General features: G+C 34.0%; 7 protein-coding genes. All 7 read left to right on the plus strand.

Features of this window, described 5'->3' with window-relative positions; genetic code table 11:
- Nucleotides 1-7: 7 nt before the first annotated feature.
- Nucleotides 8-1,186, plus strand: coding sequence for a hypothetical protein (locus IPO86_07870; protein ID MBK9728017.1), 1,179 nt, complete (start codon nt 8-10; stop codon nt 1,184-1,186).
- A gap of 53 nt (nt 1,187-1,239) precedes the next feature.
- Nucleotides 1,240-2,253 carry an alpha/beta hydrolase gene (locus IPO86_07875; protein ID MBK9728018.1) on the plus strand — a complete coding sequence of 338 codons (1,014 nt, stop codon included), beginning with the start codon at nt 1,240-1,242 and terminating at the stop codon, nt 2,251-2,253.
- Between the two features lie 151 nt (nt 2,254-2,404).
- Nucleotides 2,405-2,866 (plus strand): IS200/IS605 family transposase, encoded by a 462-nt coding sequence (tnpA, locus tag IPO86_07880; protein MBK9728019.1) that lies wholly within the window; start codon nt 2,405-2,407, stop codon nt 2,864-2,866.
- Nucleotides 2,867-3,783: 917 nt separating this feature from the next.
- Nucleotides 3,784-7,596: a T9SS type A sorting domain-containing protein gene (locus tag IPO86_07885; GenBank protein MBK9728020.1), complete on the plus strand. Its 3,813-nt coding sequence runs from the start codon at nt 3,784-3,786 to the stop codon at nt 7,594-7,596.
- A 1,154-nt stretch (nt 7,597-8,750) separates the two neighbouring features.
- The gene (locus IPO86_07890) at nt 8,751-9,809 is read left to right on the plus strand and encodes a TIR domain-containing protein (GenBank protein ID MBK9728021.1); all 1,059 of its coding nucleotides are present in this window, start codon (nt 8,751-8,753) and stop codon (nt 9,807-9,809) included.
- An 82-nt stretch (nt 9,810-9,891) separates the two neighbouring features.
- Nucleotides 9,892-11,331 (plus strand): hypothetical protein, encoded by a 1,440-nt coding sequence (locus tag IPO86_07895; protein ID MBK9728022.1) that lies wholly within the window; start codon nt 9,892-9,894, stop codon nt 11,329-11,331.
- A 62-nt stretch (nt 11,332-11,393) separates the two neighbouring features.
- Nucleotides 11,394-12,581 carry a membrane dipeptidase gene (locus IPO86_07900; GenBank protein ID MBK9728023.1) on the plus strand — a complete coding sequence of 396 codons (1,188 nt, stop codon included), beginning with the start codon at nt 11,394-11,396 and terminating at the stop codon, nt 12,579-12,581.
- Nucleotide 12,582 lies beyond the last annotated feature (1 nt).

The following is a 12,582-nucleotide window of genomic DNA, read 5'->3' on the forward strand; positions in this document are numbered from 1 at the left end:
CAAAAAAATGTCTATTAAATCTAAAGTCTTGCTTTTAAGTTTGGTCTTTCTTTCCATGTCATGCAATCGGTATTTTAATATTCGGGAGTATGTACCCACAGTAGATTTCAGAGGAATTGAAATAAAGAAACTTGAACCCGAAATTGATATTCAACATTTGGCGATTAAAGGGAAGTTGACTTTAAATTTGAAATTTAGATTTAATAATCCTTATGATACACAATTAACGATTCCTGATCATGATTTTAAATTCTTAATGAAAGATCGGACAATATCTCAATTGTCTAAAAGAGGTGCATCGTTTATTGTGCCTCCAAAAGGAAGTGTAACACAACGCTATAGTCTGGAATTAGACCTTGATCCGCAAGGATATTTTAAGGATTTTATGGGAAAAGATAATGTCTATAAATTTGAAAGTACCTTCTATATAAAAGTGGATGATTATGTTCAAAATGTCATCGCACGAAAAGCAGTTAAGCATATGTTAGGAGGAGACCGTATTACCGTTCCATTTGAAATTACCGATACGCTCCGTTTGCCATTACCACCTCGCATTGCCGCTTCTTCAGAGAGTTCTTTTATTAAATTTATTGGGGATAATAACCAGCTTAATTTGACTGGATTAAGTCCATTTGTAAATTTATTGCTGAATACTAATGTAAGAGTGTTTGCTCCATTATTGACAGATTGGGATCGAACGATTAATGTTAATGCTGCAGATTTTATTGTTGCAAGGATGAATGATATAAATCCGATAGCAAATGAAAGGTGGAATGGGTTTAAAAGTAAATGGAACAATATTAAAGACAATTTAGTGGTTGAATATCCCGGCCCCAATACAACTGGATATAAAATTTATATTCCTTTTGAATTATATAATCCTAACGAATTTGCAATTGAAGCGGTAATGTTTACTTCTACAGCTATGCTCAATCAGAACTATAGTCCTTACATCGTTGAGTTTAAAACCTTAGATGGTAATAAAATGATTCAGGCAAAACATTCAAAAAAAGTATATTTAACCTGGCAAACAAATTTTTTTCAGGGTAATATACTTCAAGCTTTTGGAATCGGAGATCCCCTCATAAGTAACCCAACCTTAAAAGGTCAGATTGGAGTAGATATTGGTTATGGAAATATTCAAATACCGTATCAGTTTACGATCCCTTTTAAAATTGGCCAATAATGTTTGGCATCGCTAGTGATTCATTTGAAGCACTTAATTAAAATTCTAATATTATGCATTATTTCATAACGAATAGAGAAATTCAACAACGCGGAACTAAAGAAGTAATTCGGCCTGATGGAAGAGAACACGCAGGTGATGATTTGCGATTTGGTAGCTATGATATTGAAAATGATGAATTTGAGTTATTTCCGGATCCGACGAAAACGAATCAAATAACATACAGTGGTCTAAAAGCGACAAATACCTCAAGTTTAAAAGGCTCAGCGAGATTCTTTAAAGAACTGTATGATGATTTTCGGAATAAGGAAAATCAAACAAGTGGTAAAAATGATGTATTGTTTTTTATTCATGGATTTAATACAGATCTTAATAGTGTTCGAAGTAATTTTAAGGAACTACATAAACGTTATGTTTTGAATGAGGAATCACCCATTGGCAGAATAGTGATTTTTACATGGCCTGGTCGAAGTAGTGACTTGCCCTTACATTACCATGATGATAAAAAAGATGCTGAACGAAGTGGTGAAACATTGGCTCGATGTATGGCTAAATTATTGGATTTTTTTCAAGTCTTTCTTGCCCGTGAGCGCAATCCATTATGTAAAGGCAAAGTTCATCTTTTAGTTCATTCTATGGGAAATAGGGTACTTAAACAAATGATGATTGAAATGTCAATTAAGCAAATACCATATCCAGAAATATTTGATCAGATTATCCTGATGGCGGCTGATATTGAGTATAGTATTTTTGAAAAAGGGGAAGCTTTTAATCGATTAATTGAGTTGGGAAAAAGAATCCATATTTATTTTCATGAAAAAGATATCGTCCTCGATATTTCAAAATATACTAAGAATTTTAATAATCGTCTGGGTCGATATGGCAGGAAACGAAATGACATTGTAAGTCCTGATATTATTGATGTTAACGCCACTGGTGTAAAAGATGACCTTAAGCCCGGTTTACGTACAAATCAACTTAATCATTGGTATTATTACAGTAGTTCTTTGGTAATTGCCCATGTAATTAAAGTTTTAAATGGAGAGCCGGCGAAAGGGGTTGTTTGAATTTATTAGCAATTACTAAAATTAAGTATCTTAGCCACAGGATACTAAATTGATTTAATTTAATTCGTTTTATTCTCAGCGAGTAGATTGTTTTTTTTTGTATTTCTAACACCCTAATTTTTAATTCTCTCACTATGAAAAACAAAACACTATGGCACATTCGTATCATCAAGTTTACCTCCAGGCTGTTTTTGCTGTAAAATATCGGCAATCGGTTTTGGATAAATTATGGCGCCCAAAATTACATGGGGTCATTGGAAATCTTATTAATGAAACAGGCTGTAAAGCAATTATTGTAAATGGAGTAGAAGATCATATCCATTGCTTTATTGGATTAAGACCTGTGATTTCTATTTCTAATTTAATGCAAATTGTTAAAGGCAAAAGTTCTAAGTACATTAATGACCATCAACTTACAAAGCATAGATTTGAATGGCAGGTAGGGTATGGTGTATTTTCATATAGCAAATCACATGTCGAACGAGTATTTAGATATATTGCCAATCAAGAGCAACATCATTTAAAACAAAGTTTTAAGAAGGAGTACATTTCATTACTTAATGAGAATAAAGTATCCTTTGAGGAGCAATATATTTTTAAAGAATTGGAATAATATTTTTGCTTTAGGATGAGAATGGGATTATCAGGGGCATGGGGAAATTCACATAGGCTGAAGCCTATGTAAACAAGATGGGTCGAGCCTATGGCTCTTTGGATGTGGTATATATTCCCTTAGAGTTTCATCAATGGGAGGGTTGAAGAAAATTTAGGTCCCAGGTTTCAATCTTAGGGAGGTAAAAACCCCAGACTTCAGTCTGGGGGAAATTCACATAGGCTGAAGCCTATGTAAACAAGATGGGTCGAGCCTATGGCTCTTTGAATGTGGTATACATTACCCTAGACTTCTGTCAATTGGAAGGTTGCAGAAAATTATGGTCCTAAGTTTCAATCTTAGGGAGGTAAAACCTCAGACTTCAGTCTGGGGAAATTCACCCTAGACTTTCGTCAATTGGAAGGTTGAAGAAAATTAAGGTCCTAGTTTTCATCCCTCAAGAAAGTAAAAACCCCAGACTTCAGTCAGGGGAAATTACCATAGACTGAAGCCCATGTGTCCAAGATGGGTTGATTCTCTGACTCTTTCAATATGAAATACATTGCCCTAGACTATTGTCTGGGGCAATGTTATGAATAAATCAATAGCCTGTGACTTCAATCCGTGGCTATGGCAATATATTCCAGAGATTTTTTTGTTAAAATTGAATGTTTTTTTATTTATTCGTATATTTGAGTGAATTACTTTTAAAAGGTTATTTTTGAGTGTATGGTGTTTTAAGTAATTCCTTTTTGCCTTTAGAGAAATCAGTCACAAAATTATTTATTTATTATCAAGGTTCTGAAGCTTATCATGGGGTTCAGATTGGAAATCGTTTCTTCATATTTTGAGGCGACTTTAACAGTCTTGCAATATGATTATTTAAAGATCTATGATATTAAATTATCTTATTTTTATTATTTTAAATGCATGCTATTATGAACCAATTACAAATTCTACTTTTTTTGCAGTTTGCCATACTTGTGAATTTCCAAAATCAATGTTTGGCTCAAGGCACTGTTTTAATCGCTCCTTCAGATGTCGTTATTACACATACGTTTGGCTTTGATATTAATAATCTAGCCAATGTAGATGATGCAACTTTTGGCCGCATATTGAAGGACAGTTTTAATCGACAATCAATCATTACACAAGACTTGGTTTGCAAAGGATTTTGTGAGCCAAATGTTTGTACTGAATACCCTGGATTCAACCCAGCGAATCCAGCACAAAGTCTTGCAGTAAATATTGCTTGCAATTATTTCAAACTTTATTTTGATGCATCGCAAACAGACAAAAAATATGTGTTGAATTGGGGTCAGGATGGTTATGTGGAAAAAGCAAAAAATAACGTATCCTTATCACTTTTTGATTTGAGAATCAAAAGTCAGGCGAATTTTTATCATGGTCCAATTCTTAGGGTTTATTCAGTGATTGATCAAAATAACAAACTACTCAAAGATACCCAAACAATTTGGGTTGTTGATTGCAATTTTGTACAAGTGGATACATTTGATTGTCAAAATGAAATCAGCATTTATTTGAATGATAGTTGTTCAACAAGCGTGAATGCAGCTATGATTTTGTCAGGATGGGGATATTGTTTTCCTTTATATAAAATAGAATTGAGAGATTGGATTACAAACCAAATTATTGATCGAGATGCTAAATTGCCAGGAATTCAAGTAAATTCTAGAGACAAAGGAAGACTTATAAAATTTGCTGTAATAGATCCAATGACTGGAATTAATTGTTGGGGAAAGGCTTTAGTCATCGATACATTAGCACCTGTTTTGATTTGTCCACCAAATTTGACAATTTCTTGTTCGATGGACTCAAGACCATTTTATACTGGCATTGCAAGTATGTTTGAAAATTGTGGGGATGTTAATTTTACATATAATGACAAAATAGTTTTTGGTGGTTGCACACAAGGTTTTGATAAAATTATAAGCAGAAATTGGATCGCAACTGATAATTCAGGAAATAAATCTGAGTGTATTCAAACAATTACAGTTGATATAATGAAAACTCAAGATGTGAAATTCCCACCAAATTTTGATGGTATGGATTGGCCAGTTTTAAAATGTGATGAACAAGTAGATAAAAATATTGATATCAGCCAGTATATACTGAATACACCATCTTGTGTAGGTGGTTATTTATTAGACTCTGCATTTTGGTTTGCTCATGCTACGGAGCCCGATATATATCCGAATCGAAGACTTCCTCGAATTTTAGGATGGAATATTATTGATGTTCCTGGTGATATAAATTTCGGACATCCTAATCCAAATAGTATTTATTATTCATTTCACAAACAGTGGACATTAAATGCTCCAATTTGTTGGGCAGGGGATCAACATATTATGTTGCAAGGTACTGGCTTTCCTACCGGATTGGAATGTTCCAATTTTACATTAAACTACAAAGATATTGTGGTAGATTTAAGATTGCCTGGTTGTGATGCCGGAGAAATTCCTTGTAGGAAAATTTTAAGAGAATGGGTGGTTATAGATTGGTGTACAAATATCATTTTGGAGCACGATCAAGTAATTCATGTATTTGATCAACAAGGTCCTTCGGTTTTATATCCAGATACACTAAAGATAAAATTGTCACCATTTGAATGTGATGTTCGATGGGAAGTGGAGCCACCTTGGGTTGTAGATAATTGTTCAAATGAATTGCATTATAAAGTTGAAATTGCAGTTGGAGTTGTTCTCGGAAATGAAATATCAGGTTATGTTGTAACGAATCTTCCGCAAGGAATGAATACTGCTTACATTGTTGCTTCAGATTGTTGTGGAAATGTAACAAGAAAGCCAGTGACTTTATTGTGCGATGATAATTTGCCTCCAACAGCAATATGTGTAGAAAAGTTAAATGCTAATATTGTTGGTACGAATCCGCCTGGCAAAAATTTTGCTAAAATATTTGCCAGGGATCTAGACAAAGGAAGTCATGATAGTTGTGCCCCAATTGTATTTTTTAAAGCAATCAGAATCGAGCAATTGCAAGGAAAAGCAAATGGCACTATTGATATGCAGGAAGATGCGAATATTATATGTGCCTCTGCAAATGGAGATGATGATACATTATTGATTGGTAATCAAATTTATTTTGATGATTTTGTAAATTTTTGTTGTTCGGATGTTGGAAAAAAAGTAATTGTTGTATTACGTGTTTTTGATAGAGATCCTGGAATCGGTCCTATACCTCCTTCAAGTATGAATACTGGTGGAAATTTATTTAATCGTTTCACGGATTGTATCACGGAAGTTGAGATTCTAGACCGCAGTGTTCCAACCTTGGTTGCACCACCAAACATAGTAGTAAGTTGTGCATTTCAAATTGATATCAATAAACTTAGTGATCCTAATGATCCAACATTTGGAAGGGTACTAACTGAATTGTCAAATAGAAAAAAGGTTTCGACATTAGATAAAGTATGTTATAGCTATTGTGTGCCTAATGTGATTACAGGATATCCTGGTTATGTTTCTGGAGCACCGCCTTCAAATCCTCCGGCCACAAATAGAGCATGTGATTATTACCGTGCCTTGTTTGATTCATCAGATGAGAATAGAATTTATGAATTGGTTTGGGGTTTTGATGGATATGTTTTGAGTTCATGCGAAGTTAATCCAACAATCCAAGTGGACGATTTGCGAAAGTGCGGACAAGGACTAATTAAAAGAAGTATTATAGCTTTTGGTCCAAATGGTGTTAAGGTAACTGCTACACAATCCATTTGGGTTGTTAGTTGCAGTCAGCTCAATATAAATCAAGTGGTTCCTTGCGATATAAAGGATGATATAATCTGGCCTGGGAATTGTAATGGGCAAGCTATAAATATAGGTGCATGTGGTAATGATGTTAGTCCTGATAATCCGCTCTTAGGTAAACCGGAATTCGAAAAAGGGGTAGATCAATATTGTGCATTGCTTACAATAGAACATCTTGATAATTATTTCGCAAACGAACCAGACGCTTGTTTAAAATTAATTCGAAAATGGGTAATTATTGATTGGTGTATATATGAACCTTCAATAGACTCAATCCGAGGTAAATGGGAATATTTACAAGAAATTAAGATTAATGATTTAGAAAAACCAACATTAAGTATTATCATTGGCAATCAAGGGCCACCTAATGTAAATGGCTTAGCTGCCATAGATATTGTAGCTGAAGCTCTTGATAATTGTTTACCTGCAGATGAGATCATTGTAGAATATCAAATCGATGAATTCAATGATGGTACTGGTAAGTATTCAGGAGGTTTTGATTATAAAGTAGGTCCATTAAACAGGAAGGACTTTATTGCCGGTATAATTCCAACATTCACTGACAATCCACGGGCATATAATTCCAAAAATTCATTCATAGCAAGTGGAACATATCCAATTGGCATTCATAAAATAAATTGGATTATAGAAGATGCCTGTAATAATAGGGATACTATTTCACAGTTATTTGAAGTACAGAAAACAGTAGACGCAGATAATGAAATTGGCTTTGAAGAATTACTTATTCTAATGCCAAATCCAACCCAAGGAAATGTTCTTATTAAATCTAATCAGAAGATAGATAAAGTAAATTTGATTTCTTGTCTTGGTGCAAGTTATTTAAGCTATGTTATAGAGAATCAGTATTCTTTAGAAATAATTAATATTCCTTCAGGCGTTTATTATGTTGAAGCATTTTTTAAAGGAAAATTAATAGGAAGAAAAAAATTGGTTGTCATATAGAGAATCAGGAATCACATAGACTGAAATCTATGTGTCCAAGATGGGTCTAGCCTCTGGCTCTTTGAATGTGGTAAACATTGCCCTGGATTTTCATCAATGGGAACGTTGCAAAAAATTCTGGTCCTAGGTTTCAATCTTAGGGAGGTAAAACCCCAGACTTCAGTCTGGGGAAATTTGCCACGGACTTCCATCAATGGGAATGTTGCAGAAAATTCTGGTCCTAGGTTTCAATCTTAAGAAAGTAAAAACCCCAGATTTAAGTCTGTGGAAAATCACATAGACTGAAGTCTATGTGTCCAAGATGGGTCGAGCCTTTGGCTCTTTGAATGTGGTATACATTGCCCTGGATTTTCATCAATGGGAATGTTGCAGAAAATTCTGGTCCTAGGTTTCAATCTTAAGAAAGTAAAAACCCCAGATTTAAGTCTGTGGAAAATCACATAGACTGAAGTCTACGTGTCCAAGATGGGTCGAGTCTCTGGCTCTTTGAATGTGGTATACAATGCCCTGGATTTTCATCAATGGGAATGTTGCAGAAAATTCTGGTCCTAGGTTTCAATCTTAGGGAGGTAAAACCCCAGACTTCAGTCTGGGGAAATTTGCCACGGACTTCCATCAATGGGAATGTTGCAGAAAATTCTGGTCCTAGGTTTCAATCTTAGGGAGGTAAAACCCCAGACTTCAGTCTGTGGAAATTTGCCCCTAGACTTTCATCAATGGGAACGTTGCAGAAAATTATAGTCCTAGGTTTCAATCTCAAGAAAGTAAAAACCCCAGACTTCAGTCTGGGGAATTGAAAGAAGCGCTTGGTCTCAAAGTAAATCAATAGGAGAATCAAAATTCTAAAATTCCAGGAACGAAAATTAAATAAACAACAATAGCCACAGACTTCAGCCTGTGGCTATTGTTGTTTTAATATGGTTCTTTTGGAGTATTTTTAAATTGTGTAATTTTAATAATTGCTAGATTGATAACATTTTATAAATCCATGTTATTGCAATATAACCCCAATTAAAATGTGATTTTATGTTTTAGAATTACTTTTATAGCAATTGAACGTAATTTTATTTGTATTCGAAATGTATATTGTAATTATTTGATTGGAATGTAATTTTTAAGCTTATCTTCCATGATAATTAAATTCAAACTGAATTATGGCAGATATATTTATCAGCTATTCCAGTGAAGATAAATCTACCGTAAGGCAAATTGCAGGCTTACTGGAAGCTAAAGGTTGGAGTGTTTGGTGGGATCGACAGATTCCTATAGGAGAACGGTTTGATACAGTTATTGAAAATGAATTGCATTCAGCCAGTTGTGTTATCGTAGTTTGGACGGAGCGTTCCATTAAATCTGAATGGGTAAAAAATGAAGCGAGTGAAGCCGCAAGCAAACGTAAATTAGTACCAATCGTTTTAGAAAATGTTCCCATACCTCTAGCTTTCCGAAGGATTGAATCAGCAATGATGAAAGATTGGGACGGCGAATCCGATCATCCGGAATTGGAAATTCTTTATGACTCGATTAGCAAAATTCTAAATCAATCTTCTGATGCGCCGCCGATTCGTGAAACCCCATTATCCGATTCTTTTGAAACGCGAAAAAAACGTAAATCTCAAGTTAGAATAGCCAGTTTGTTGATTCTTATATTATTCTCCGTGGTAACTCTTTTCTATTTCTTGCAAGAACCAACTGAAGCTAAATTGGCAGTTCGGGTATTTGATTGGAAAAATAATCCATTGACACAAGGTGAAGTTAAAATTTATTTAAAGGATAATATAAGAACACAATCTATTGATAATAATGGACAAGCACTTTTCGTGGATTTGCCAAATGAAGTAACAAAGCGTAAATTGAAAATTGAAATATCCAGTATAGGATATGCTACAAAAATTTATGATACCTTAATTTCAAAGTCCACTTTTATTGAATTTAGAATTCCATTTGTTTCTAAAATTAATATTTCAGGTAAAGTAAAAACTGCTGCAGAATATCCCATTAAAGGTGTAGATGTTATTGTTGAAGGTACTAAATATTTTGATAAAACAAAAAATGATGGCAGTTTTCTTATCCGTCTAGATGAATATACAATCGGGGATGAAATTGAAATTGTAACATCTCACCCAAATTACGAAGATAAAATTAGTCGATTAAAAATTATATCTCCGGACATGAAAAATATAGATCTTTATTTGAATCCGGTCACACATTAATATTGAAGCTATGAAAAATTATTTGATTTGGAGTTTCTTGTTAGTTTTTTATCAGAGCGATTTTAAAGCGCAGAATTTGATAATGAAGGGCCGAATTAAATGCCTGAATCAAAGTCCAAACTCAAGTAAGGGTGCGGAGAATGTTGTCGTTGTGCCAACGTTTGTTCCATCAAAGGCATGTATCACAGCCTCGCAACCTGCAGGTTATTTTGAATTTAATACAGGAATTCCATTCCAAAACTTACAAGATAAACAGGTTAGTATTTATGTGGTATCCCGTTGTAAAGATTGCGAGGATATTGAAAAGCGAATTTTTATTTCAGAGGATCAGGATCGCTTAAACAGAGATGATACAAAACGGTATGTAACCATCAAAGATTGGATGTTAAATGCAAATTGTAAGCAAGCTGAATTCAAAGCTTTAAAAGCAGATAGCGTTTTACGAGTAGTGGTAAAACAAGCGAAGGAGGATTTGGAAAAAGTTTCAGGTGCAACAGCATTGGTAGGGGCACCGACTTTTTTGAATTTCTTAACCTCACTTACCTCAGCCGTGGCGCCTAATATTGGTGGTACACTGTTCGCAAAAAGATTGTACCCGAGTAAAATATCATATGGTCAGTTTTTGTTTGCTTCCTCATTATTGCTTTCTTCAAATACAGGTTTTAATTTTGCTCCTTCAAGAGATTTATCAGAAGCTGTTTTTTGGAATTCTGCCTCCATTGTTCAGACTAAAAAACCCTCCAATATTAGTTTATTATCTAACTTAAAAAATAATACAAAATTAAGTGCTTACTTTAATGTGACTCCTAAAATTCAAATTGGTGGAGGTGCTGTCTACTCTAAAAATGATGAATTCAGACAAATCACCTATTCATTTGATAATGGAAGTGACGTAGATACCATTTTTAATAATTTGAAATTGAGTGAAATGGCTATTTATTTGAGCCCAGTTTTAAAATTTAATCGAAGCATAAGCTTTGGGCTAAGTTTTAAGTCTGTTTGGCAAAATTTTAATATTCCAGATACTTTAGAAGCTATCGGTGGGGTATTCAACTTTAAAGATATCAATATTAGTAAGCAATATTTTGATATGGATCTCTCCATGTTATACAAAATCAATAATGCCTTCCAAATTGGTTTAAGTCTTATGAATTTATTTGGAACAGAATTATTTGCAGATGCGTTTATTTCTAAAAGTGAGAATACTTTGGTTCAAAATCAACGCTCCTTGGGATTAGGTTTACTTTATAAATGGCAACGCATTCATATTGGCTCAGATTTTCTAGTAACTAATAATGGACTTTATGATGCAGCCTTAGGTTTAAATTATGTTCCTTTTAATAATGCATTAATTTCAGCGGGAATTGCTGTTAAACAACTAAGTTATTCCTTTGCATTTCGAATGAAGTATTTCAGAATTGCTTATATCAATGACAATGATTTTTTGATTAACGAAAAACGAAAAGGCAAATCTTCATTCTTCAACGGAAAAATCCATGGGGGGTTTGTATATGATTTTTAATTTACATTTTGGATTCTGAAATGGAAGTATGTTTATTATAAATATTAATTTAATTTAGCATTATGGCTATATTCATTGATGCACATTGCCATCCGCCATTGAAGAGTTATCTTTTTGGATACTCCATATTTAGAGAAAGTTTTGGAAGAAAGGAAAATAATTATTTCAATATTCAAGTGACGCAACCTGCTTTAAAGCAATCTGGAGTGAATGGAGTTTTAGCAGCACACTATCTTCCGGAAAAGTGCATTCCAGAGGATTGGTGTTTAGTAGATGTACATGCTCCTGTTTTAAAAATATTTATGCGGAAATATTTTGAGAAAGTTGAAGGGCAGGATGCCTTTGCACAGACATTGGAAATGATTGAAAATTTTGAAACATTATTTGTTGGGCAACAGGAAGCAGTTATTGCACATTCATTTAAAGAAGTGGAAGATGCAATTTTAAATCATCAAACATTTTATATTCATTGTTTGGAAGGAGGTCACCATCTGGGAAGGCAATGTACAATAGAAGATTATGTTGTCAGAATTGATCTTTTAAAATCAAAAGGCGTTGGTTTAATTACACTTTCTCATTTTTATCCGAATGATATTGCGTCTCCTGCTGAAGGAATGCCTCCAGGCTCGAAGAAAATTTTAGGCATGCAATTTAAGCCACCGACTTCAGTTACTTTAACGACTATTGGGGAAGGAATTATTACAAAATTATTAGACTCAGGTATTATTATTGACCTTACACACACAAATCCAACTGCTAGAAATGCCATTTTTGAATTAAATAAACAACGTTCGTCCGGTATGCGACCCCTAGTATTTTCGCATGTTGGTGTTAGGGCACTTTTCCATGATGCATGTCACCCTGAATTTGCTTTAATGAGTCCAGATGATGAAGAAATATTAAAAATCAAGGAATGCAATGGAATGATTGGTATTATATTTATGAATTACTGGTTAACTGGAAAAGAAGAAAAACCTTTGTTGTGGCATAAAGATTTTGGTTTTGATAATATCTTAAGATCAATCAAACATATCGTTGCGATAACAGGTTCGTTTGATCATGTTGGAATCGGAACTGATTTTGATGGTTGGGCAGATCCTCCCGATGATTATTATGACGCCAGTATGTTGGGCGAGTTTAAACATCGATTGGTTCTGGAAAGAAATAAATTAGGAGCCACAGAAGAAGATATTGAAAAGATAACGGGTGGTAACTTATTAAGAGTCTTGAAGGAAGGTTGGGTCTCGTGAA

It is taken from the genome of Saprospiraceae bacterium, from assembly GCA_016717265.1.
GTDB lineage: Bacteria > Bacteroidota > Bacteroidia > Chitinophagales > Saprospiraceae > Vicinibacter.